The sequence below is a fragment of the Azospirillum sp. RU38E genome (assembly GCF_900188385.1).
Classification (GTDB): Bacteria; Pseudomonadota; Alphaproteobacteria; order Azospirillales; family Azospirillaceae; genus Niveispirillum.
This window is the reverse complement of sequence record NZ_FZOI01000025.1, coordinates 1-24,816: the sequence shown is the minus strand read 5'-3', so window position 1 is coordinate 24,816 and position 24,816 is coordinate 1. Positions and strand designations below refer to the sequence as shown.

At 64.5% G+C, this 24,816-nt stretch carries 18 protein-coding genes; 10 read left to right on the top strand and 8 right to left on the bottom strand.

Going from position 1 to position 24,816, the window contains the following annotated elements; translation table 11 throughout:
• Positions 1 to 2: 2 nt before the first annotated feature.
• From tssA to CHB97_RS23545, 10 genes are all read left to right on the top strand, one after another.
• The gene (gene tssA / locus CHB97_RS23590) at positions 3 to 1,115 is read left to right on the top strand and encodes a type VI secretion system protein TssA (protein ID WP_089290480.1); all 1,113 of its coding nucleotides are present in this window, start codon (positions 3 to 5) and stop codon (positions 1,113 to 1,115) included.
• Between the two features lie 55 nt (positions 1,116 to 1,170).
• Positions 1,171 to 1,680, top strand: a complete 510-nt coding sequence (tssB, locus tag CHB97_RS23585) for a type VI secretion system contractile sheath small subunit (RefSeq protein ID WP_089290479.1) — start codon at positions 1,171 to 1,173, stop codon at positions 1,678 to 1,680.
• Positions 1,680 to 3,173, top strand: coding sequence for a type VI secretion system contractile sheath large subunit (gene tssC / locus CHB97_RS23580; protein WP_089290478.1), 1,494 nt, complete (start codon positions 1,680 to 1,682; stop codon positions 3,171 to 3,173). Before tssB ends, tssC (CHB97_RS23580) begins: the two co-directional genes overlap by 1 nt.
• Positions 3,173 to 4,624 (top strand): type VI secretion system contractile sheath large subunit, encoded by a 1,452-nt coding sequence (tssC, locus tag CHB97_RS23575; protein ID WP_089290477.1) that lies wholly within the window; start codon positions 3,173 to 3,175, stop codon positions 4,622 to 4,624. The genes tssC (CHB97_RS23580) and tssC (CHB97_RS23575) overlap by 1 nt, the downstream gene beginning before the upstream one ends.
• Before the next feature lie 148 nt (positions 4,625 to 4,772).
• The gene (locus tag CHB97_RS23570; protein WP_089290476.1) at positions 4,773 to 5,561 is read left to right on the top strand and encodes a type VI secretion system accessory protein TagJ; all 789 of its coding nucleotides are present in this window, start codon (positions 4,773 to 4,775) and stop codon (positions 5,559 to 5,561) included.
• Between the two features lie 4 nt (positions 5,562 to 5,565).
• Positions 5,566 to 6,054 carry a type VI secretion system baseplate subunit TssE gene (gene tssE, locus CHB97_RS23565; RefSeq protein WP_089290475.1) on the top strand — a complete coding sequence of 163 codons (489 nt, stop codon included), beginning with the start codon at positions 5,566 to 5,568 and terminating at the stop codon, positions 6,052 to 6,054.
• Positions 6,047 to 7,864, top strand: coding sequence for a type VI secretion system baseplate subunit TssF (gene tssF / locus CHB97_RS23560; protein ID WP_089290474.1), 1,818 nt, complete (start codon positions 6,047 to 6,049; stop codon positions 7,862 to 7,864). The genes tssE and tssF overlap by 8 nt, the downstream gene beginning before the upstream one ends.
• Positions 7,861 to 8,925 carry a type VI secretion system baseplate subunit TssG gene (gene tssG / locus CHB97_RS23555; RefSeq protein WP_089290473.1) on the top strand — a complete coding sequence of 355 codons (1,065 nt, stop codon included), beginning with the start codon at positions 7,861 to 7,863 and terminating at the stop codon, positions 8,923 to 8,925. Before tssF ends, tssG begins: the two co-directional genes overlap by 4 nt.
• A 200-nt stretch (positions 8,926 to 9,125) precedes the next feature.
• Entirely contained in the window at positions 9,126 to 11,792 is a 2,667-nt protein-coding gene (gene tssH, locus CHB97_RS23550; protein WP_089290472.1) for a type VI secretion system ATPase TssH, read from the top strand.
• Positions 11,793 to 11,844: 52 nt separating this feature from the next.
• A complete protein-coding gene (locus CHB97_RS23545; RefSeq protein WP_244559682.1) occupies positions 11,845 to 12,324 on the top strand; it encodes a type VI secretion system tube protein Hcp in 480 nt (159 codons plus the stop codon).
• A gap of 81 nt (positions 12,325 to 12,405) precedes the next feature.
• Here the strand turns inward: CHB97_RS23545 and CHB97_RS23540 are convergent, their stop codons facing one another.
• The 8 genes from CHB97_RS23540 to CHB97_RS23505 form a co-directional block, all read right to left on the bottom strand.
• A complete protein-coding gene (locus tag CHB97_RS23540) occupies positions 12,406 to 14,529 on the bottom strand; it encodes an ATP-binding protein (protein WP_160106209.1) in 2,124 nt (707 codons plus the stop codon).
• 139 nt (positions 14,530 to 14,668) lie between these two features.
• A complete protein-coding gene (locus CHB97_RS23535) occupies positions 14,669 to 16,363 on the bottom strand; it encodes an ABC transporter substrate-binding protein (RefSeq protein ID WP_089290469.1) in 1,695 nt (564 codons plus the stop codon).
• Complete coding sequence (locus CHB97_RS23530; protein ID WP_089290468.1) at positions 16,360 to 17,955, bottom strand: S8 family serine peptidase; 1,596 nt, start codon at positions 17,953 to 17,955, stop codon at positions 16,360 to 16,362. The genes CHB97_RS23535 and CHB97_RS23530 overlap by 4 nt, the downstream gene beginning before the upstream one ends.
• A 33-nt stretch (positions 17,956 to 17,988) precedes the next feature.
• Positions 17,989 to 19,278 carry a lanthionine synthetase LanC family protein gene (locus tag CHB97_RS23525; protein WP_089290467.1) on the bottom strand — a complete coding sequence of 430 codons (1,290 nt, stop codon included), beginning with the start codon at positions 19,276 to 19,278 and terminating at the stop codon, positions 17,989 to 17,991.
• The gene (locus CHB97_RS23520) at positions 19,275 to 21,425 is read right to left on the bottom strand and encodes a T3SS effector HopA1 family protein (RefSeq protein ID WP_143271158.1); all 2,151 of its coding nucleotides are present in this window, start codon (positions 21,423 to 21,425) and stop codon (positions 19,275 to 19,277) included. The genes CHB97_RS23525 and CHB97_RS23520 overlap by 4 nt, the downstream gene beginning before the upstream one ends.
• A gap of 71 nt (positions 21,426 to 21,496) precedes the next feature.
• Positions 21,497 to 21,991, bottom strand: a complete 495-nt coding sequence (locus CHB97_RS23515; RefSeq protein WP_089290465.1) for a hypothetical protein — start codon at positions 21,989 to 21,991, stop codon at positions 21,497 to 21,499.
• Between the two features lie 244 nt (positions 21,992 to 22,235).
• The gene (locus tag CHB97_RS23510) at positions 22,236 to 23,435 is read right to left on the bottom strand and encodes a Xaa-Pro peptidase family protein (RefSeq protein ID WP_089290464.1); all 1,200 of its coding nucleotides are present in this window, start codon (positions 23,433 to 23,435) and stop codon (positions 22,236 to 22,238) included.
• Positions 23,436 to 23,447: 12 nt separating this feature from the next.
• Positions 23,448 to 24,686 (bottom strand): FAD-binding oxidoreductase, encoded by a 1,239-nt coding sequence (locus CHB97_RS23505; protein ID WP_089290463.1) that lies wholly within the window; start codon positions 24,684 to 24,686, stop codon positions 23,448 to 23,450.
• Positions 24,687 to 24,816 lie beyond the last annotated feature (130 nt).

Below are 24,816 nucleotides of genomic sequence, written 5' to 3'. Positions count from 1 at the left end.
GCATGGCTCTGTTTGATCTGGATATTCTGCTGTCCCCGCTGGAAGGGCCAAGCCCCTGCGGCCCAGACCTGCGCGGGCAGGCGGGCGGGGAGGGGGGCTATTACCATCTGAAGGATTTGCGCGCCGGCGCGCGGGCCACCGAACGCCGGGCGGATTCCGATGACGAGGCGCAGGCCCCGCTGAAAGAATGGCAGCAGATTCTGGAGAGCGGCACGGCCCTGCTGGCCGACCGCTCCAAGGATCTGGAAGTGGCCGTCTGGCTGGTGGAAGCCGCCGTGCGGCTGGATGGGTTTGCCGGGCTGGCCGATGGGTTCCGCCTGCTGACCGGTCTGGTGGAACGGTTCTGGGATGATGTACATCCGCTGCCCGACGAGGATGGGGTGGGCGCGCGCATCACCGCCGTGGCCGGGTTGAACGGCATCGGGGCGGAAGGCACGCTGATCCAGCCCATCCGCAAGGTGCCGCTGCTGCGCAATGATGACGGTTTTGCCTTCTGGCATTTCCAGTTGGCCCAGCGCGCGGTGCAGACACCCGACACCCGCAACCGCCCCAACCGCAAGCCGCCCCCCACGCCCGATACCCTGCGCCAGCGCATGGCCGCGGTGCCGGTGGCGGATAAGCGCCGGTTGCTTTCCGATATCCGCGCCTGCCGCACCACCTTCGCCACTCTCGACCGGGTATTGACCGAACGCTGCGGGACGGAGGCGCCGCCGACATCGGCCATCGCCAACCTGCTGGAGGAAATTGAGGACGCCACCCTGTTCCTGACGGACCTGAACGAGGAGGAGCCGATGCCCGACCCGGTGGCAGCGGATGATCCGATCCTGGAAACCAGCGTCAGCGGCGCACCGATCCAGGTTTCCCCCGCAAAGACCAGCCCGGCCGTCGGCCCCGAAGGCATCGCCAGCCGGGAAGAGGCGCTACGCATGCTGGCCGATATCGGCCGTTTCTTCCGCCGCACCGAACCGCATTCCCCGATCTCCTACACGATCGAAGACTTGGTGCGGCGCGGCCAGATGACCCTGCCGGAATTGCTGGCCGAACTGGTGGCCGATCCGGCGGTGCGCAATTCCATGCTGACGGCGGCGGGCATCCGCGTGCCCCCGCCTTCCTGACCCTTTTTCCACCTGACCGCGAACAGCAAACCTTTAAAGTTTCGGGAGAAATGACATGGCCAGTGTGCATGACAAGCTGGAGCGGGTTCGCAAGCCCCGCGTCCATATCAAGTACGAGGTCGAAACCGATGGCGCGATGGTGGAGAAGGAGCTTCCCTTCGTCGTCGGCGTGCTGGGCGACTTTTCCGGCGATCCGTCTGACGATGTGAAGCCGCTAAAGGACCGCAAGTTCATCCAGATCGACCGGGATAATTTCAACGAAATCCTGGCCCGCATGAAGCCACAGCTTCGCCTGCGGGTGGCCAATGAGTTGGCCGGCGATGGCAGCGAAATGGCCGTGGAACTGAAATTCGCCTCCCTGGAAGATATGGAGCCGGGGCAGATCGTGCAGCAGGTGCCCGCACTGCGCCAGTTGCTGGAAACCCGCAACCAGTTGCGCGACCTGCTGACCAAGGCTGACCGGTCCACCCAGTTGGAAGATCTGCTGGAGCAGATCCTGCAGGACGATGCCCAGTTGCGCAAACTGTCCGAACAATTGGCCGCCACCCCTGAGGAGGTGAAGTGATGTCGACGCAAACGCTTGCCACCTCTGCCACCAAGACCGAAACGCTGGACGGCGCGCCGTCGCTGCTGGATCAGGCGATCAGCGCCACCCGGCAGACGGAGCCGTCGCGCGTGGAAAGCCTGTTGCGCACCCTGACGCAGGAGGCGCTGAACGGCACCGTCACCTATCGCCGCAACCTGACCCTGACCATCAACGAGGCGGTCAACGCGCTGGATGCCAAACTGTCCAAGCAGTTGGCCGCCATCATGCACCATCCCGACTTCCTGAAACTGGAAGGAAGCTGGCGCGGCCTGCACCATCTGGTGATGAGCACGGAAACCAGCGCCAACCTGAAAATTCGCGTGCTGAATGTGCGCAAGCGCGAATTGATGAAGGATCTCTCCAAGGCGGTGGAGTTCGACCAGAGCGAACTGTTCAAGAAGCTGTATGAGAATGAGTTCGGCACGCCGGGCGGTGAGCCCTATGGCATGTTGATCGGTGATTATGAATTCACCAATCACCCCGAAGATGTGCAGATGCTGACCAGCATCTCCTCCATCTCCGCTGCGGCCTTTGCACCGTTCGTTTCCGCCGCCAGCCCGCAGCTTTTCGGTTTCCAGGATTACCGCGATCTGGCCAAGCCGCGCGACCTGGAGAAGATTTTCGACACGGTGGAATATACCCAGTGGCGCAGCTTCCGTGACAGCGAGGATAGCCGTTTCGTTACCCTGACCCTGCCGCGCGTGCTGGCCCGGTTGCCCTATGGGTCCAACACGCTGACCATCGATGAGTTCAATTACGAGGAAACGCCGCCCGGTACCGATGGCCGCAACCAGGCGCAGGAGCATGAGAATTTCTGCTGGATGAACGCCGCCTATGTGATGGGCGCGCGGATGACGAATGCCTTTGCCAAATATGGCTGGTGCACCGCCATTCGCGGCGCTGAAGGCGGCGGCAAGGTGGATAATCTGCCCACCTATATCTTCACCAGCGATGATGGCGACCCGGACCAGAAATGCCCGACGGAAATCGGCATCACGGACCGCCGGGATGCGGAACTGGGCAAGTTGGGCTTCCTGCCGCTCTGCCATTACAAGAACACCGATTATGCCGTGTTCTTCGGCGCGCAGACCGTGCAGAAGCCCAAGAAATATGACCGGCCCGATGCTACGGCCAATGCCGCCATCTCCGCCCGGCTGCCCTATATGATGGCCACGTCGCGTTTCGCCCATTACCTGAAGGTGATGGCGCGCGACAAGATCGGTTCCTTCCTGGAAGTGGAGGATTGCGAGGCGTGGTTGAACCGCTGGATCAACAATTACGTCAACGCCAATGAAGGGGCCGGCCAGGAGATGAAGGCAGCATATCCGCTGCGCGAGGCCAAGGTGACGGTGAAGGAAATCCCCGGCAAGCCCGGTTCCTATAACGCCATCGCCTGGATGCGGCCCTGGCTGCAGATGGAAGAACTGACCACCTCCCTGCGCATGGTGGCGCGTATCCCGAGCAAGCAATAATGCATCAACCCCTGGTGTTGACACCCAGGCCGCAGGTGGTGCAGGCGGGGAGTGATCCCCGCCGGCCTACGCAGGCGGATACGGGTGCCGACTGGCGGGCGCAATTGCGCCGCCACCCCGATAAAAGATTGATCATCGACCAGTTGATCGCCGCCATCGACCGGCTGTTGACGGCACAGGTGAACGCCATCCTGCATCACCCAAGGATGCAGCGGCTGGAAGCAACCTGGCGGGGGCTGTTGCAACTGGTGGAAACGGCCTCATCCGCCCGCGCGGTGAAAATCCGCATGTTGGATGTGGCATGGCGGGAGTTGGCGCGCGACTTCGAACGCGCCATCGAATTTGACCAGAGCCAGCTTTTCGCCAAGGTCTATAGCGAGGAGTTCGGCACGCCGGGTGGGGAGCCATTCGGCCTGCTGATCGGTGATTATTATGTGCGCCATAACCGCAACGCCGATCACCCGACCGACGATGTTGGTACGCTGAAATCCATCGCCGCCGTGGCGGCGGCGGCCTTCTGCCCCTTTGTGACAAGCTGTTCGCCGGCATTGCTGGGGCTGGACAGTTTCAGCGACATGGGCGGCACGGTGGACCTGTCCCGTTCCTTCGACGGGCCGGATCATCTGCGCTGGCGGGGGCTGCGTGACGCCGATGATGCGCGCTTCCTGGGGCTGGCCCTGCCGCGCATCCTGATGCGCCAACCCTATGGCCATGATCCGCACCGGGTGGATGGTTTCCGCTTTACCGAATATGCAGGGCGGCCGGGGGCGGCGGACTACCTGTGGGGCAATGCCGCCTTTGCCTTCGCCACCGTGGTGATGCGGGCCTATCACCATTATGGCTGGTTCGCCGATATCCGGGGCGCGCCGGAGGATATGGAAGCCGGCGGCGTGCTGACGGAATTTCCTGGCCATGCCTTCCCCTCCTTCGGGCGCAGCGGCCCGGCGGCCCCGCCGCTGGAGGTCTATTTCTCCGACGGGCAGGAAAAGCAATTGAGCGAGATGGGCATGGTGCCCCTGTCGCGCGTTGGCTATCTGGATGCCTGCGTCTTTTACAGCACCCAGTCGCTGCATAATCCCAAAGCCTATGACCGGGCCACGGCCACATCCAATGCGCGCCTGTCGGCGATGCTGCAATATGTGCTCTGCGCCTCCCGCTTTGCCCATTACATCAAGCTGATCGGGCGGGACAAGATCGGTTCCTTCGCCACGGCGGCGGAGTTTGAGGATCATTTGCGCACCTGGCTGCGCGGTTATTGCCTGGGCAACGACGATGCGGCGCTCTCCTTCAAGGCCCGCTACCCGCTGCGCGAAGCAGAGGTGCAGGTCCGCGACATTGCCGGTCGCCCCGGTGCCTTCGGCTGCGTCATCCACCTGAAACCGCATTTCCAACTGGATGACATCCAGACCAGTTTCCGGCTGGTGACGGAACTGGTGGGCCCGCAGGGGTGATCAACCTGTTCGCTCTCTCTACCGTCACCCCGGCGAAGGCCGGGGTCCAGCATCGTAGAGCGACGCGCTTGTGGCCCCTGGACCCCGGCCTTCGCCGGGGTGACGGAAACAGAGCGTTGGACATTTCACTTAACAACAGGACCATCCCATGACCACCGCCCTGCAACACCATATCGACGCCGATGACCTGCCGGGTGCCATTGCCGCGGCGACGGAGGCGGTGCGGCGGGGGCCGACGGACAAGGCTGCCCGCTATCGGCTGGCCGAACTGTTCTGCGCCAATGGGGAATTGGAGCGCGCCGACGCCCAGCTTTCCATCCTGCTGAATCAGGCCCCAGAGCTGCAGCGCCGCATCAGCCTGACCCGCCACCTGATCCGGGCGGAAGCGGCGCGGCAGGACTGGTACCGTGCCGGCCGCCCGCCCGACCTGCTGCGCGAACCCTCCGATGCCATCCGCCTGCATCTGGAAGCCGGCGTCAAATGGCGCGAAGGCGACAAAGCGGGCGCTGCCTCGCTCTACGCCCAGGCGGAAACTGCCCGTGCGCCCAAAGTGGGCAAGGGTTTCGATGATTTCCGCGATCTGGATGATGCCACCGGCGGCCTGCTGGAACTGCTGACCATGGATGGCCGCTATCTCTGGGTGGATCTGGCCCATGTGGCGGGGCTGGATTTCGTGCCGGCCCGCCAGTTGCTGGACCTGATCTGGCGGGAAGTGCGACTGACCCTGGATGATGGCACCACCGGCACGCTCTATATGCCGGCGATCTATGCCGCAATTGCCCCGGATACGCCCGCCTTCCGCCTGGGCCGCGCCACCGACTGGCAGGAACAGGCAGGGCTGGTGCTGGGCAAGGGCCAGCGCTGTTTCCTGCTGGGCGATCAGGCGAAACCGGTGCTGGACCTGACCAGCCTGCATTTCACGCCAACAGGGGGGTAAGCCGATGGCCGCCCCGCCCGTCACCATCATTCCCTCCGTATTCGACCGGCTGTTGCAGCCGGTGGAAGGGCCGAGCGTGCGTCAGGTGGGCTGGAATGCCGCCCTGGCGCAATTGAAACAGGCCATCCGCCGCGATCTGGAAGCCCTGTTGAACACCCGCCGCCGCCCCGGCGTGCCGGGCGGGGAGATCGGGGAGTTGGCGCGCAGCCCGCTGCGCTTCGGCATTCCCGATTTCACCGCCATCAATATGGCGACGGCGGAACGGCACTTGATTTTCGGCCGTGCCCTGGAAACCGCCATCCGCAATTTCGAACCCCGCTTGGCCGGCGTCGCTGTGTCGGTACTGACCAGCGACCATGTGCTGGACCGCACCCTGCGTTTCCGGGTGGAAGCGGTAATCCGGGTGGAACCTTCGCCAGAACCGATTGTCTTTGAATCCGTCTTCGATCCGGTCAGCCAGACCTTTTCCATCAAGGGCGGCAGCCATGCCTGATACATTTCTTTCCTTCTATTCCCAGGAACTGGCCGCCATCCGCCGCGCGGCGGCGCAATTTGCCGCGGATCATCCCAAGGTGGCGGGCAATCTGCGCATCAGCCCCAATGCGGTGGACGATCCGCATGTTGCCCGGCTGATTGAGAGCTTCGCTTATCTCACCGCGCGTGTACGGCAGAAGCTGGATGATGATTTCCCGGAACTGACCGACGCGCTGCTGGGGATGCTTTATCCCCATTACGTCACGCCCATGCCCTCCATGGCCGTGGTGCAGATGAAGGCGGCCCCGGAACTGACCAGCAGCCACGCCGTCCCGCGCGGGGCGGCGCTGGAGACCGAGCCGGTGCGCGGGGAGCCCTGCCGTTTCCGTACCACCATGCCGGCAGAGGTCTGGCCCATTGAGGTGACGACGGCCAGTCTGGCCGCCATGCCAGCGGCGGCCCCGCTGGTGCCGGCGGCGCGCGTGGCCAAGTCGGTGCTGCGCCTGAAGATCAGCGTCACCGCCCAGGGGATGAATCTGACGGAACTGGGGCCGGACCGGCTGCGTTTTTTCCTGAACGGCCCGCCGGAGGCGGTGTACCGCCTGCATGAATTGCTGTTGAACAATGTCATCGGCATGGCGTTGGTGTCGGATATCAATGATCCGGTGCCGGTGACCTTGGGGCCGGATTGCCTGTCGGCGGTGGGGTTTGAGCCGGAGGACGGCATGGTGCCCTATGGCGCGCAATCCTTTATCGGCTATCGGTTGCTGACAGAGCTGTTTGCCTTCCCGGAAAAGTTCCTGTTTGTCGATCTGCGCGGGCTGTCGGCCCGCATCCTGCGCGGCGTGGGCAAGGAGATGGAGATTTACCTCTATCTCGACCGCGCCTGGCAGGAAGGCGAAAAGCTGGTGCGCCCGTCGCTGTTCGCGCTGGGCTGTGTGCCGGTGGTGAACCTGTTCCGCCAGGCGGCGGAGCCGATCATCCTGGGGCATGAGGTGAATGAATATCTGGTGCAGCCCGATGCCCGCCGCCCGGAAGCGCGGGAGATTTATGCCATTGAGCGCGTCACCGCATCGTCCCCCCGGGGAGAGAAACTTTCCATCGCCCCGCTTTATGGCGGGCACCAGTCGCCGGACCCGGACAAGCAGCAACATTTCTGGCACGCGATGCGCCGCCCGCGCGGCAGCCGCGATGCCAGCACCGACATGTTCCTGTCGCTGGTCGATCTGGGCCTGAACCCCTCCATCCCCGCCGACTGGACGGTGAGTGTGGAGACCTTGTGCTTCAACCGCGACCTGCCGGCGCAATTGCCGTTTGGCGGTGGGCATCCACATTTCACCCTGTCCGATGGCGGGCCCTTGCTGCCCATCGCCTGCCTGACGCCACCCACCCCGGTGATCCGCCCGGCCACGGGCAATGGGGCGCGCTGGCGGCTGATTTCGCATCTGTCGCTCAACCATCTGTCGCTGGTGGATGGGCCGGGTGGGGCGGATGCGCTGCGCGCCATCCTGCGGCTCTACGATCTGAAGGATACACCGGAAACCCGCGCCCTGGTGGATGCCGTTGTCTCCGTCACCAGCCGCCGCACCACGGCGCGGGCACCGCATACCGATGTGGCCACCCTGTGCCGGGGGCTGGATATTGAACTGGTGCTGGACCCGGAACGCGGCGGCAGCACCGGCATCTTTCTGCCCGCCGCCGTGCTGGAACGTTTCTTCTCCCTTTATGTCAGCATCAATTCTTTCACCCGGTTGAGCCTGCGCGCCAAGGGCCGGACGGAGATCATGGCCCGCTGGCCGGCACGCATCGGCGAAGGGATTGTGGCATGAGTGTTGCCCCGAAAATCCCGCCGCTGATCGACCTGCTGCGCGACCAGCCGCACCGGTTCGACCTGTTCCGCGCCATTCAGTTGCTGGAACGCCAATTGTCAGCGGCGAATGAGGATGCGGCAGACGGGCCGCCGGTGCGCTTCACCGCCAACCCGTCACTGTCCTTTCCGGCGCATGAAATCCAGCACCTGTCCTTGCCGGCCCCGGTGGATGGTGATGGGGAGGGGGTGCCGCGGGCGGAAATGGCTGTCAACCTTATGACCATGACGGGGCCGCTATCGGCCTTGCCCCAGGTCTATACCGAGACGGTGATCCGCAGCCTGAAAGACCGGTCCCCCGGTTTTGCCGCCTTTCTGGACCTGTTCAATGACCGGATCGGCGCCCTGTTCTTCCAGGCGTGGCGACGCTATCGCTTGCCCGCCCTGTACGAACGGCATGGGCTGGCCGGTGGGGATGCCGCCAGCACGGCGCTGCTATCCATCGCCGGTTTCGGCACGCCGCATGTGCGCGGGCGCCTGTCCCTGCGGGATGAGGTGATGGTCTATTTCGCCGGCCTGTTCAGCCAGCAGCCACGCGCCGCCATCTCCCTGGAACGGATGCTGGCCGATGCCTGCGGTATCCCGGTGAAGGTGCAGCAATTCAGCGGGCGCTGGATCGCCATCCCCCAAAGCGAACAGACCTGCTTGCAGGGCGGCTTCTCCCGCCTGGGCGGATATAACCGGCTGGGCGTGGATACGGTGGCTGGTGCCCGCATGTGGGATGTGCAGGGCCGTTTCCGGCTGATTCTGGGGCCACTGACCAGGCGGCAGTTCCGGGATCATCTGCCCGGCAGCCCCGGCCTGCGCCGCATTGTTGAACTGGCGCGGCTTTATGCCGGGGCGGGGCTGGATTTTGACGTGCAACTGATCCTGCGGCGGAACGAAGTGCCCGACTGTGTGTTGCAGGGCGGGCAAGGGGCCGGTGTGCGTTTGGGGTACGACGGCTGGCTCAGCGCCTTCCCCATGGTACGTGACCCGGATGATGCGATAATAGACGTAAGTAATATGGATTATTATCACTGAATCCGTTTTGAAAAATTACAAGATATTTAGGAAATCCCGTTGGTGGTAACACCACTACGAAGTTTATTCTCTGCGATTTTGCGGTATCTATAGCGCAAATAGAGTTCATTTCCATTTTCCGTACATATTTATTTCATCAGCGTGACAGTGCGAACCGGCCAAAACCCATCGGCGCAGCCCTTCCAATCGTGGCGGTTATCATGGATGCAGTTGATTTAAAGACTTTGGTGGCAGGACTGGACGACCATTCCCGCCGCGCGCTGGAGGCGGCGGCCGGCATCGCCATGGCGCGCAGCCATTATGAGATTGAGGCCGAACATTGGTTGCTGGCCCTGCTGGACCGGCCCGACAAGGTGCTGGCGCCGGTGCTGCCGCGTGTCGGCATCACCGAAGATGCCATGCGCCGGGTGCTGGAGCGCGCGCTGGAACGCTGCCGCACCGGCAGCAGCCGCCCGCCCGCCTTCTCCCCCCGCGTGGTGACGCTGATGCGGGAGGCGTGGCTGGTGGCGTCGCTGCGATTCAAGGCTGGTGCGGTCAGCCCGCTGCACCTGCTGCTGGCGCTGTGCCATGATGAAAAGGGCGCGGTGGCGCTGGGCGATCTGGGGCCGCTGCTGGCCGATCTGGACCGCGCGGGGCTGGAGGCGATCGCCGCCGCCGACCCCACCGCCCAACCGGTGACGGGGGCAGCGGCGGCCACGCCGCGCAATGGGGGCCGCACGCCCAACCTGGATGCCTACACCATCGACCTGACGGCGGAAGCCCGCGATGGCCGCATCGACCCGATCATCGGGCGCGATGCGGAGGTGCGGCAGGTGATCGATATCCTGACCCGCCGCCGCCAGAACAATCCCATTCTGGTGGGTGAGGCCGGCGTCGGCAAGACGGCGGTGGTGGAAAGCCTGGCCCTGCGCATCGCCGCCGGCGAGGTGCCCGCCGCCTTGCGCGATGTGTCCATCCGCACGCTGGACCTGGGCCTGTTGCAAGCCGGTGCCGGCGTAAAGGGGGAGTTTGAGAACCGCCTGAAAGGCGTGATCGAGGAGGTGAAGGGTTCCGCCAAGCCCCTCATCCTGTTCGTGGATGAGGCCCATACGCTGATCGGGGCCGGCGGGCAGGCGGGGCAGGGCGATGCCGCCAACCTGTTGAAGCCTGATCTGGCGCGTGGTGCCCTGCGCATGATCGCCGCCACCACCTGGAGCGAATATAAGCGCTATGTGGAGCGCGATGCCGCGCTGACCCGCCGTTTCCAACCGGTAAAGGTGGAGGAACCGGACGAGGCGATGGCGATTGCCATGATGCGGGGTCTGGTCCCCACGCTGGAACGCCATCACGGTGTGCGCATCCTGGATGAGGCGGTGCGCGCCGCTGTCCATCTCTCCCACCGTTATATCAGCGGCCGGCAACTCCCCGATAAATGCGTCAGCCTGCTGGATACCGCCTGCGCCATGGTGGCGATGAGCCGGGCCGGCACCCCGGAAGCGCTGGAGGCGCTGACACGGGAGGTGGAAACCATCGAGGCTGAACAGGCGGTGCTGACGCGGGAGGAACGGCTGGGCGCCGACCATGCCGCCACCCTGTCGGCCCTGGCGGAACGTCTGGCCGATATCAAGGCGCGCAAGGCGGAACTGGCCGGCCGCTGGGAGGCTGAACAGGCCCTGATCAGCCAGATTGCCGACATTACTGCCAGGCTGGAAGGGCCGGCAGCCACACCCTTGGCAGAGGCGGAAGCGCTGGCTTTGCGTGAACGCCATGCCCGCTTGCGCCGCGATCTGGCGGCCCTGCAGGGGGAAACGCCGCTGCTGCATGATGATGTGACCGCCGCCGCCGTGGCCAGTGTGGTGGCCCGCTGGACCGGCATTCCCGTCGGCCGGATGCTGTCGTCGGAAGTGGAAAATGTACTGGGCCTGGAAAGCCGGCTGCGTCAGCGCGTGGTCGGCCAGGATGGCGCGCTGCGCCTGATTGCCGATGTGCTGCACACCGCACGCGCCGGCATCCACGACCCGCGCAAGCCGCCGGCCGTGTTCCTGCTGGCCGGCCCCAGTGGTGTCGGCAAAACGGAAACGGCCCTGGCCCTGGCCGACATGCTCTATGGCGGGGAACAGAGCCTGACCGTCATCAACATGTCGGAATTCAAGGAAGAACATAAGGTTTCCCTGCTGATGGGCTCGCCCCCCGGCTATGTCGGCTATGGCGAGGGCGGGGTGCTGACGGAGGCGGTGCGCCGCCGTCCCTATGGCGTGCTGCTGCTGGATGAGATGGAAAAGGCCCATCCCGGCGTGCAGGACGTGTTCTATCAGGTGTTCGACAAGGGCGTGCTGCGCGATGGCGAAGGGCGCGACATTGATTTTCGCAACACCACCATCCTGATGGCCTCCAATGCCGGGGCCGACCTGTTGATGGCGCTGGGGGCTGACCCCGATACGCTGCCCGACCAGGAAGGGCTGGCCGCCACGCTGCACCCGGAACTGCTGAAACATTATAAGGCAGCCTTCCTGGGGCGTGTCAGCGTGGTGCCCTATCTGCCGCTGGGCGGGGAGCAACTGCGCGCCATTGTCGATATCCAGTTGGAACGGCTGCGCGCCCGCGTGCGCCAGACCTATGGCGCCAGCCTGACCGTCACGCCGGCCCTGGTGGAACGGCTGGTGGCGCGCTGTGGCGAGGGCGACATGGGTGCGCGCGCCATTGACCATGTGCTGTCCCGTTCCCTGATGCCGGCCTTGTCCCGGCGTTTGCTGGAAAGTCTGGCGGCGCGGCAAAGCATTGCCGCCGCCAAAGTCGATTGGGATGACGCCGCCGGCGACTTCCGCATCGACCTGGACCCGGTGCCCCAGCCCGGCTGGAAGTCACAACCCGCCAGTTCGGCGGCGTGATGGTGCCATTTTTCCCTGAACTGCTGTTCCGATCAACCAATCCAAGGAGAGAATGATGCCGATTTACATGCAGATCGAAGGCATTGCCGGCGACGCAACCCACCAGAACCATGTGCAATGGACCGACATCAAAACCCTGCAATGGGGTGTCAGCCGCCACATGAACACGCTGGCCGGTGCGACCTCCAACCGCGAAGGTTCCGAACCGTCGGTGGGTGAGGTGACGCTGACCAAGACGTCCGACAGCTCTTCGGTCAAGCTGTTCTCGCAATCCTGCTCCGGCCGCAACGGGGTGACCACCAAGATCCACATCGTCTCCTCGGGCAATCCGGGTGACACCTATATTGAATTCACCCTGACCAATACTCTGATTTCCTCCTACAACATCGTTGCCACCAACGACCGTCCGGAAGAGCAGATCACCTTGAACTTCACCAAGGTGGAGATGAAGTACATCCCCTACGACAGCCAGCACAACCCGCAGTCGCCGATCATCGCTTCTTACGATCTGGCCACCACCAAGGCGGCCTGATCAATCGGGTGGGCTATCCCGGCAGGCGGGGAAACCTGCCGGCCGGGACGCTGCCCCGCAGGGTAGTGAGGCTCACAAGTCTTACCCGGCTGCCGCCATGCGCTGCGGCGGTTGGCGGGGCAGGGTGATGGTGAAAAGGCAGCCTTCGCCGGGTGCGGTTTGCAACTCCACATCGCCGCCCAGCGCTGCCTGGGCCAGATTATGCACGATATGCAGGCCCAGGCCGGTGCCGCCGCTGCCGCGACGGGTGGTGAAGAAGGGGTCGAAGGCTTTTGCCGCCACCTCCGGTACCATGCCGACCCCGTTATCACTGATCATGAAGCGCACTGGCAGGTTCGCGTCAGAAGGGGCGGGCAGATGGATGCGGATGGTGGGCTCTGCCACGCCCGCGAAAGCATGGATCACCGCATTCTGCACCAGATTGGTGGCCAGCTGCGCCACCGGACCCGGTGCCACCCGCAGCATCACCCCATCGGCCAGATCAAGTTTCATGGCCACACGGCTGCGGCGCAGCAAGGGTTCCAGGCTGCGCACCATATCCCGGAGATAGCGGCCGAGATCGATCAGCTGCGCCTCCTCGCTATGCTGATCGGCGGCCACCAGCTTGAAGCTCTGCACCAGATCGGCAGCACGCGTCAGGTTGGTCAGAACCACATGCATCCCTTCATCGGCGATCTTGATGAACTCATCCAGATCAGAGCGTTTCAGCTCCCGGTTATCCAGCCGCACCTTCAGTTCCTGGCACTGGCCTTCGATAAAGCTGGCCCCGGTCAGTGCCACGCCCAGCGGCGTATTGATCTCATGCGCCACCCCGGCCACCAGCCCGCCCAGTGAGGCCAGCTTTTCCTGCTGAACCAATCGTGTATGGGCAGCGCGCAGTTCCGTCAGCGTCGTGCCCAGCTGGCGATAGGCCTGGGCATTGGCAATGGCGATGGCCGCGTTGGCGGCCAGGGTGCGCAGAATATCCTGTTCGCGGGGGCCATAGGCGTTGGGCTGGCGTGTCTGCACCGTCAGCACGCCCAGCACATTTTCCGAAATGGCCAGCGGGCAGAAGATCAGGGAAGCCATACGAGCATCCCCGCTTTCCTGCATCGATGGTGCCAGGGCCGCCGCAGCCTGATCCAGCACCATCATATCGCCGCCATAGCTTAAGGCCTGCACGGTCAGGGATGTGGGGTGGTCCAGCGGATAGGACGGCAGGTTGGGAAAGGGCTTGCCATCAAGATTGAACAGAACATAGGCGATATTGTTCTCAGTCTCGTTCAGCAGGGCGATACCGAACGCTTCTGTCGGTAACAGGTCCGCCGCGCTCTGTGCCAGCGCGTCGCAAACCTGGCCAAGGTCCAGGGTCGCCGTCAGTTCCCGGCCGACATGGCCCAGCCGGCTGAGGGTGCTGGCCGAAGCCGCCAGCTCGCTATTGGCCCGCTGCAAATCGGCGGTGCGCAGATCCACCTGGGTTTGCAACAGTTCGGTATCCACGCGAAGGCGCTGTTGATAGCGGCCGATCAGCCACGATAAAAGGGCGACACCGGCCGACATGGCAATCGCAAAATAAAGGAAAGTCTGAATACTGTTGTCGGCCCGGTGGGCGGCGGCGGCGGCCAACTGGCGCGCTTGGGCGCCGTGGGCGCTGACCATTTGTGCCAGCTGCCCCTGTACGCGGTCGAACACCTGCCCGAAGCTTTCCAGATAGGCCACGGCGCTGGGGTAATCCAGATCGACCATGGAGCCAACCCAGGTGACCGCACTGCGATAGTCCGACAGCTCGTTCAGCATATCATTGATGGCGGGAATTTGTTCTGTACTGGCGCCCGCCCGGCGATAAGCCTCCATATCGGCAATAACATTATCCAGCGCGGCGGTGGCTTTCTCCAGTTCAGCCCCGACATCAATGCCCTCGCGTTCCGCCGCCTTCAGCACCATGATCCAGTTGAAGCGGGCACTCAGCCCCTGCATCCGGTTGCCGATATCCGCCAGCCTGACGCTGGCCTCCATATTTTGCAGGATCTGGGCATTGTCATTGGACAGATCCAGCACAGTCTGCCCGCCGCGGCTATAAAGCCCCGCCATCAGGATCACAGCGATCAGGGTTGGAACCACAGCACGCAGGGATGGCAGCAGCCAGCGCCTGCCCCACCCCCATCCGCTGCTTCCCGGGCGGGTATCGGCCATGGCCGCCGTCACACCGGATTGTGAGGCGGGCATTGCTTTATCCATCCTGAGAGGCGGTTGTCTGCCATGTCACAACATTCCTTCAGGGGGTACATTGATTAACAACAAGATCGCCCAAACCGCCGAGATGTTCAATCAGGTGTGTATGTAAAAGAGGATAGGGTGGAGCCCGTCAGGGTGGCATGGTCGCCTTTGGTCGCCAGCGCTGAATGGTCAGCACGGGATCGCCGAAGGGGGGATTACCAACCCCTTCCAATCGATTGGTGAAAACCGTGCCCAAGCTGTTGAACCAGAGCGGCAGGCGCGGCAATTCATTCATCAGTTGCTGTTGAAACGCGGTCCAGGCTTGCCGCTGGTCGTCACGTGTGCATCCCGCCAGGTCAATCGCCTCAATAGCGTTATCGAGGGCTGGATCGGCATGGCCGGTGAAATTCAGGCCGCGCATCCCATTTTCTGCCGTCGGCACGGCGTTGGACAGGAAGAATTGCGGCATGCTGGGAGAAACGGCGGAATAGGTGATGCTGCTCAGCACCATATCGAAACCACGTCCGCGGAAGGCACTGACAATATCCGGCTCTTCTTTCAAGGAGACAGTGACGCCGATCGCGCGCCAAGCATCGGCCAGGGCCAGGCCGACGCCATGGTCGCCGGCGCGATAAGACAGGGTCAGCGCCAGGAGCTGGCCCTCGGCGTTGCGCCGCTGACCGCTTTTGTCCCGCCGCCATCCGGCGCCATCCAGCAGCGTTGCCGCCCTTGTCACATTATAGCCATAGCGGGGAAAGCCGGCCATATAGGCCGGCAGGCCTGGGTGCAGATAGCCCGGCGCCACCAGCGACGTGCCCAATGTCAGGGTTTTCACCATGGCATCGCGGTCAAGCGCCAGATACAGCGCCTCCCGTACCTGCCGGTCGGCCAGGGCCGGCCGGCTGAAATTAGGGGTCAGCCAAGTCAGCGTGGTGGAGGGGGACCAGAGGATCTTGAAACGGTCGCGCCGTTCGCGGGTGAAGCGGACCAAGGCTTCCTCCCGCACAGCCTTTGGCAACAGCACATCAATGCTGCCGTCCAGCAGCCCTTTTTCGGCGCTCTCCGGATCGCTGAACAACAGGTCCACCCGCTCGAAATAAGGGGTAGTGCCAGCATAATAGGGGTTTCGCCGCAATTGAATGCTGTGTGGCGCTTTTTCTGACTCGATCATATAGGGACCGAGATAGAGGCCGGGGCGGTTGCGTTCGGTGAAATAAAGGCTGCGCTGAAGATAGCGGTTGGGATCGGCCCGGAATATCGGTTCTTCCAACCGTCGGGGCAGGGGCGGAGGAACGAAAAGCTGTTCCTTGCACAGGCTGCCCTCATAGAGCACTTCCAGGCGGCGCGGCCCGCTCATGCGCAGGGAACGTATGCGGGCGGTGATCCCCGTCGGGTCCAGCACCTGTGGCGGATAACGCCGGGCCACGGTCAGGCCGAATTCGATATCGCCAATATCCAGCGGTGTCCCATCGCCCCAGCGCAGGTTGGGCAGCAGCTCAAAACTGGCGCGGGTAACCGTGCGCCCCTCCTCATCCTGCAGGGTGACCAGCGATCCATCCAGCGCGTTGGGAAGCTGGCTGCACAGGGAACAGGCAATCAATTCTCCGTGCATACGCCCGATCACCCCCTGCGTCAGCCGGAACAGGGTCGCCTGCGGCTGGGTGATGATCAGGCTGCCATGGGTGCGGGGAAACAGATTGTCGGCCGCGATAACCAGCCGCTTTTCCTGCAGCAGGCGACGAGCCTGCGCGTCCTGTGCCCCTGCGGCGGGCGCCAGGATCAGCAGGAACAGCAGCAGGGCAGTCAGAAGCCGCCCGATGGAAGGCCCCGGAGCGCCCCTCATATCACCGGGAACGCGTAGGCAGCACCGCAGCCCTGGTACCAGGGCGCGACGCCCAGATTGATCAGGTGCTGTGCCAGAACCTGACGGGCATAATCCGCCCGCAACGCCGTGCGCGGCAGGTTGCGGTAGTTTGCGTCCCGGCTCAGCAGGGTGGCCAGCACGCCGGTGGTCAACGGGGCTGCCAGCGAGGTGCCGCTCATATCGGCATAGGGGCGTTCCTGGCCATAGCGGCTGGGGATGGTGGAGATCAGACCGGTGCCGGGGGCAATCGCGTCAATCTGCCAGCCGATACTGATGAAATCGGGCACGAAAATACCACCGGCACTGTAGCGGTCCCAGCTTTGCGGGGTCCAGCTGGCGGCAAAACTGCCTATGGGCGTGGTGCCCAACAGCCCCAACGCCGATACCGCCACACATTCCGGATAGGCGGCAGGATAGGTGACGGCACCGCCTTCCGCATTGCCGGCCGAGGCCAGGCAGAGCGTGCCGCGCAGCCGGGCGGCGATGATGGCATCATGTTCAATGGCAGAGGCAGCACCGCCCAGGCTGAGATTGATCAGGTCCGCCATATGGCTGGTGGAGAGAAGATCAATGGCCGAGGCGATATCCACCTGACTGGCGCCGCCCGTTTCGCCATAGACCCGGACGACGCCGATATCCGCCCCCGGTACCAATCCGCAGAAATCGGTGGAACCCAGGGACGGCCGGGCCCCCAGCAGACCGGTGACGGCGGTGCCATGGTCCTGCACATCCGCCGCCGCCTGCGGGCCCGGCAGGAATTCCCCGAACAGGAACGCGCCCAGACCCTGGACATGATCCAGCAGCGGCGTCGGCCCGGCCCCGGTATCCACCACGCCGATCCGGATGCCCGTCCCCCGGTTGGGGTCGTAATAAGGCGCGCCGGTCAGCGCATGCCACCAGCCCGTCGGGCCCTGGCCCATGGGGAGGGGTGGCAGATTGATGGTCTGTCCGTCATGCGGATTTTCCACCATCATGCTCCAGGCCCGGCCATAGGGCAGGATCAGCCCTTTGGCCGGCGTCCAGCCGGGCTTATAGGCCAGCACGGCCTGCCCCTGGGCATCGGCCACCACCTGAACCAGCGTGGTATTGCTGGCCCCTGTCTCAAACCAGACGCCGACCTGCGCCCCTTCAGCCGCCGTGCCGTTGGCCAGAACGGTCAGGGTGAGGGAGAGCTGTGCCTTTTTCTCCGCCGCGGTGCGGGTGGCCGGCTCTGGCCGTGCCCGGCGGTGCAGGTCACGCAGCGGCGGGGGCAGGGGGCGGGGGATCTGCCGGGGCAGTTCGCGTTCCACCAGCAAATTGTCGGGACCGTCCTTCAGCTTCTCCTGCAGCTCGGCTGCATCGATCTCCAGCACCAGAATGCGGCGGCCATGATCCGTCGGCGCCTCTTGTTGGCGTTTCAGGTCGGCATTGGGTGTCAGTGCCCTATCGACAAATTCATCGAACCGGTCCCGCGCCTGCTTGCGCTGATCGGCATCCTGAAAAGGTGCCGTACGATGGGACACCACGAATCGGCTGCCGCCCTCCGGCGGCGGGGAACCGGGAAAACGGGCACCGGCCTTCGGCTCGTTCATCGTGTTGTTCCTCCCATCAAGTTATACCGTCGATCATGATTTCATGCCGCTGGTATTATTGCGTGTTCCCAGATAAGGGTCCGGCAGCAGCAGGCTGCCGGTGGTCAGCGGATCATGCAGCCGCAGATAGAAATGACCGATCCCCGCCAACCCGGTCATCAGTCCCGGCAATTCTCCCACCCCATGCAGCCCGCAGGGCCAGGGAATGCGCGGGACCGCATGACGTTCAATGCCGCGATAGCCGGCCGCCGCGGCAAGGGCCGTCAGTTCCGGCCGCCCGAGCCAGAGCCCGGCATCCAGCAGCAGATCCGCCATGCCCGCCAGACCATGGCAATAACTGAAATCGGCGGGAGCGGAAGCGGCAGGCTGGGAAATCGCCATGGCGACGACCCGCAGGGCAGCCTCCAGCTCCTCCCCCAATACCGGGTCCTGGGCGCCGGCAGCCAGAAGCCAGAGCCGTGACCGGCCGATTCCCGCCGCGCCATGGCACCAGGAGGCACCGAAGCTGGGTTGGGGGGAAGGGGTGCCGGCGGCATCCCGATAGTCCGGCCAATTGCCCATCGGACCATTGAATTGCGCCCGCTGATAACGCAGCACCTCTGTCAAAGCCTCCGCCCAGTGGGTTTCCCCGCTGGCCAAGTGCAGGCTGGCCAGGGCGGGGACCATGCCGGCACCGCCGTGGGCGAAGCCGCTGGGCGCCGGCCCTTCCGTTCCGCTGGGCCAGCAGAGACCGTCGGGCCCGGATTGCCCGGCGGCCAGGAGGGTGGCGCCCAGTGTCAGCGCATGATCTTGGAAATCCGGCCGGTCATGGTGGCGGGCCAGGGTCAGCAACAAGGGTATAAGCCCCGCCGCCCCGCCCAGTAGGTCCAGCGCGGCCGGCTTGTGCAACCTCACCGCCTGTCCCAGCCGCGCCAGCCCCATTTCCACCAGCCCCTCGCGCCCTTGCAGCAGACCAAGGCTGATGAACAATGCGCCAATGCCGGCATCGCCGGTATAAAATCCCCCTGCGCCTGTGCCAGCACTTTTGGTGGCCGCGGCCAGTGCTTGATCCAGGGTGCGGGCGACCAGCCGGTCGCCCGTGCGTTGATGCAACAGCGCCAGGAACAGCATAATCCCGGCTGTTCCCTGATAAAGATCGGCCCCTACCGGCCGGACCAGCAGCTGGGGCAGGTTTTCCCGCTGTTCCGGTTCCGTCCGCAGCCAGTTGATATTGTCACCGTGGCGCAACGCATCCCGGCAGAGGCGGCGGCCGATCTCATCGGCGCAGCGCAGGAAATGGTCACGCCCCTCCACCAGGGGGGCGGCTGCCAGCATCTGGTTCATGGTGCCCCCCGCAACGGCCGGTAAAGATCCGCAAGGCCGGGCGACAGATGCGGGGCCTCCAGCCGCAGCCCGGCCCCGCTTAACCGCGCCCCCATACAGTCCAGCAATGTGCCGCCCCCTGACCAGGCATCAATAATGCCCGCCGCCACCAATCGACACCGCGACTGGCCGAAACTTTCCCCCGTTCCGGGATCATCTGCCCCCCCCAGTCCCGGTAGCAGCCGGCGGGTGAACAGTGGCTCCCCCGGCCGCAGCAGGGGGGCGATCATCGGCACTGCCTCATCCAGCACATCCAGCACCAGCGGCAGATAACGCCGGGGCGGATAGAGCACCAGCGTATCCACCCGGTCGTACAGGGCGGGGGCGACAGGGCATTTCAGGCTGAACGGGATGAAATAGCGGTTGAGCCCCAGTGTCAGCAGATGCAGCAGGGCCGGCGCCTGCTCCGCCCCGACATTGAAATAGAGCCGCGCCAGCTCTCCTTCTTCCGACGCACTGGCGGGCGTTTCACCGAAGGCATGATAATAACCTGCCTGGGCGGTCAGCGACTGGTGCGGCATCCGCAGATCGATCAGGGTACCGGGCTGCGGCTGAAAGCCGGGGGGCAGCCCCGCCTGTCCGGCACTGACAACCCGATAGCCGCCACCTTTCTCCACATGCAGGCGCCCGTCCGGTGCCACCTGATAGATTTGCCAGCCGCGATCCAGCAGCGAATGGCCGGCATTGGCACCAGACAGGCGGGAGACAAGGGTGCTGTCGGGTGTCAGATCCAGCTGTTTGGGCGGTGCGGGATTGCCATCCCAGCGGCGCGTATAGGCATATTGATAAAGCAGCGGCCAGAGTGCCTCCACCATGGAAGGGCGGACATCCTGGCCCGGCGGGGCGGAAACCGGTTGCGGCGGCAGCGGGCTCAACTGCACCGACTGGGGCGGCAGGATGCGGACCGCCTCCGCCACTGCCACCAGGGAAGGGTCGGCCCAGTCGGCCGGCCCGTGTGCCGGTGGCGGGGCCGGGTTGGCCTCCACCGGACGGGGTGGCGGGGCATCCTCTGCGACCCGGCTGAGATCAAGAAATTCCGCCAGGAACCGCTCCGGTGCGGCGAAGGCCAGCCCGGCAAGATTGACCAGCTCTGCGGCCAGCGGGGGTACTGTGGGGGAGGTGAAGGTGGATTCCAGGGCGCTTTGCAGCAGTCGTGCCCCCAGATAAGGCAGAACTGGCCGCAGGGCAGAGATATCCGACCCGCCGGCACCGCTGGCCCCCCGCCAGAAGGCGGCCATGGCGGGCCACATGGACTGCAAGGGGGGCAGGGGTATCGGTAGGGGGGGGCGTGGTGGCGCATTGGGGGTGGCCATCCAGGGCAAGCCGCCATCCTCCACCAGCCAGCTGCTGAAAAACCCGGCCAGCACACCTGCCCGATCCCAGAGCGGATCACCCAGATCGGCCAGCTCCCAATCCACGATCCGCAGGTCGGGCATCTTTTCCGCCCCCTCACGAACCAGGATATTGTCCCATTTCAGATCACCATGCACCAGGGTGACCGGGCGCCATCCTGCCAGGGCCGCCTGCAACCCCTGCAGCATGGTGGGGGTGGCCCGGATGGCGGCCACCAGATGCGCCCCGCCCTGGCCGAGAAGGGGCATATCCCGTTGGCCCAGGGTCAATATCCAAGGCGGCTGCCGGGGCGCGCCAATCTGGTCGGCAATATGGGCTGCCAGCGGTTCCGCCTGGGTATGGATGCCGGCCAAAGCAGCGCCCAGAAGGGCCATTGTCGCCTGGTCCGTCTGCCGGGTGCGACGATAATGTGCATCCAACGTTTCCGCATCGCCGAACAGGTCAAAGACCAGCGCGCTGCGGCGCTCCTCAAACCGACGCAGCGCCACCGTCGTTCCCCGCAGGACCGACAGGGCCGGAAAGGTCGCCGCCATCTGATGCAAGGCCGCTTCCCGCCCGATGGAGCCTGCAAGATCGGGGGCCGCTGCGGCCACCTGCTTGATGAACAGGCCCGGACCCTCGATGCCGGAGATGCGGAAGCTGCGGTTACGCCGCCTGACCTCTCGAATCCGCAGCCTGTCGCTGACCACATCCTCTGCCGTCAGCAGGGCACGCGACAGTAAAAAGGGCGCAACATCGCTGGCCAGCAGAAACATGGGGTCGCCCTTGCCGATATACTGAAAAAGGTCCGGGCGGGAGGATACCCGCCCGGACCATGGGGGGCAAATCAGGCGGCCGGCGGGCAATAGGTGGTTTGCGTCACCCAGGGATTACCCACGGCTGTCGTCTGCGGCGGGGCCAGCGGCCCCTGCGTCACCCCGGCGGTCGCTGCACCGGGCTGAGCGAGGCTGATCGTCCCCGGCTGAGCGAAGCTGATCGTCCCCGGCTGAGCGAAGCTGATCGTCCCCGGCTGAGCGAAGCTGATGGTGCCGGGCTGAGCGAAGCTGATGGTGCCGGGCTGAGCGAAGCTGATGGTGCCGGGCTGAGCGAAGCTGATGGTGCCGGGCTGAGCGAAGCTGATGGTGCCGGGCTGAGCGAAGCTGATGGTGCCGGGCTGAGCGAAGCTGATGGTGCCGGGCTGAGCGAAGCTGATGGTGCCGGGCTGAGCGAGGCTGATCGTTTGCGGATAATAGCAGCTGGCGGGAATGCACGAGACCGCTTGAGGATACGAGATGGTCTGCGGATAGGAAATGGTCTGCGGGTAACCCGGATAGCCAATCATACAACACCTCCCCTGTGCCCTCAGTGACGGGCATTGCAATTTCACCTGGCGCCGGATCGGCAACCGCCCTCTGATTAGCCCTTCGGGGCTACCTCTTCAATATTATACGGTGAGCGCTGGTTGGTAAATTACCCTCTTAACGGGTGGTAGATGAATTTTTTTGCTTAAACGGGATCAGCTTGTTTTCAACGGGCTGATCTTGCGGAAAACCCGCCCGGCACCTGCACGGGCGGGTTGCCTTTGTTCAGCCGAAGGGGCGATCAATGGACGGTGACGGCTGGGTGAACCATTCCGCACAGGTTTCAGTAACATGGAAATGGTCTTCCAGCCGGATGCCGAACTGGTCGGGCACCACGATCATCGGTTCGTTGGAAAAGCACATACCGGGGACCAGCGGTGTCTTATCGCCGCGCACCAGATAGGCGGCCTCGTGAATCGACAGGCCGATTCCGTGGCCGGTGCGGTGGGGCAGGCCGGGCAGCCGGTAATCCGGGCCCAGCCCATGCGCCGCCAGCACGCGGCGGGCGGCTTCATCCACCGCCTCGCACAGAACACCCGGACGCACGGCATCAAAGGCGGCCTGCTGGGCCTCGCGCTCAATCGCCCAGATGCGCCGCTGTTCGTGCGTGGGTTCGCCAAACACATAGGTGCGGGTGATGTCGGAATGATAGCCCTGGACCAGACAGCCGGTATCGATCAGCACCACATCACCTTCCACCAGCACGCTTTCCCCCGGCAACCCGTGCGGGAAGGCGGTGGAACGGCCGAACTGGACGATGCAGAAACTGTTGCCGGCCGCTCCCAGCGCCCGATGCGCCTGCTCAATGAAACGCTTCACCTCGGTGGCGGTGATGCCGGGATGCAGGATGCGGGCGGCCCGGCGCTGCACCTCCAGCGTCATCTGTTTGGCCTGACGCAGGGCCGCCAACTCGGCAGCGGATTTCACCATGCGGCAGCCATCGATCACCGGTGTGGCATCCAGCAGGTTGACGCCCGGAGCGGCCTTGCGCAGCCTGTCCACCATGGTGAAGGCCATCGCGGGGTCGACGGCCAGGGTGGCGACCCCGCGTTCCGCCAGCGCACCGGCCACCAGCGCGTAGGGGCTTTCATGTTCCTGCCAATCGCGCACGCTGGCGGAAATGGCCGTGTCGGCCGCCAGCGATCCCAGCTCGAAGGTGGGGGCGAACAGCAGTGGGTCGCCCGACCGGGTCAGCAGCATGGCCACCAGCCGTTCCGAGGCGCCCCAGGGCACGCCGGCGAAATAATGCAGGCTGGCCCCGGCCCCCACCAGCAATGCGTCGGCCCCTATGGTCACCATCAGCTGGCGGGCCTTTTCCAGCCGCATCTCCCGCTCCGCCGGGGTGATGGCGGGGGCGATATCGGCCCAGGGGCCAAGGCCAGAAAGCTCCATTTCGATGGTGGAACCACCGATACCGGTTGTCATAATGGTTATTCCTTATCCGAAACGATCAAGATTTAAGGGCGAAAGATCCAGCGCAGGGCGCTGGCCCGTTGCCTGCGCGGCGATCAATTCCCCCGTCAATGGCCCCAGCGTCAGGCCTAGATGCTGATGCCCGAAGGCATAGAACAGATTGCCCGCCCGGTCACTGCGACCGATGGCAGGCAGATAATCGGGCAGGGTGGGGCGGCTGCCCAGCCATTCGCCCGCCGGCAGGGGGAAGGGCAGGCCCAATTCTCGTACACGATTACGCAACCGTTCCCATTTCTGCGGGTCGGCGGGGCTGTCTGGGTGGCTGAATTCCACAAAGCTGGAACAACGCAGATAATCGGCAAAGCGGGTGACGATCAGCGACCGATCCTCAAACACCAAGGGCGGCAGGTCGGCCGGCCATTCCCCCGGCGGTGCGTGCAGATGGTATCCACGTTCGGCGATCATCGGCACCCGATGGCCCAGGCTTTCCATCAGCGGGCGGCTGGCCACCCCGGCGGTGACGACAATGCCATCACCCGCCAACAGCGTGCCATCGGCCAGCTTTACCGCCGCCCTTCCATCCATCACCGGCAGGGCGGTGGCTTTGCCGGTGATGATCTGCCCGCCGCGGCCCAGCAGCCTCTCCCGCATGGCCTGGAACAGCCGGTCATGGCTAGCAATCTGGCCGCTGCCCCGGAAACGGATGCCGCCGGCCGGGTCACGCCCCAGCAGGGCACGCAATTGTGCCGTCTCTTCCCGGTCGATGGGGCGGAAATCGGTGGTGCCGGTATCGCTGGCCTGCCAGCGGGCCAGCCCGGCGGCGGCACTTTGTGGCGTATCCCACAGCACATAATGCCCATCCTGCCGCAGCAGGCCGGGCTCGCCCAGCCCGCCCACCAGCCGCTGCCAGGCCGGCATTGCCTGGGTGACCAGCCCCTTCAGGGCCTTTGTTCCGGCCCGATAAGCGGCAGGCCGCGCCGCCAGCGCCAGCCGGATGCCAAAGGGCAGCCAATGCCGCAGGTCGCGCAAGGGCAGGGACAGCGCGTCGTCGCTGGCCAACAGGCGCCCCGGCACGCCGCGCAGCGTGGCCGGGCTGGCCAGCGGCTCCACCTGCTCCACCGCAATATGTCCTGCATTGCCCCAGGAGGCGGGCGGTCGCTTCGGCGCGTCGTCCAGCAGCGTCACCGACAGGCCTTTATCCTGCAAGGCGAGCGCTGTTGACAAACCCAGAATGCCTGCACCAATAACGAGAAATTGCGGCATAGCAACAAACTCCTTTTCAAATAGCATTATATACTGTATACGATTATCAATTCAACGGAGGATTTACGATGGCGGAGCTTACGTGGCGTGGTGTTTACCCTGCGGCGACCACGCAGTTTGCGGAAGATTT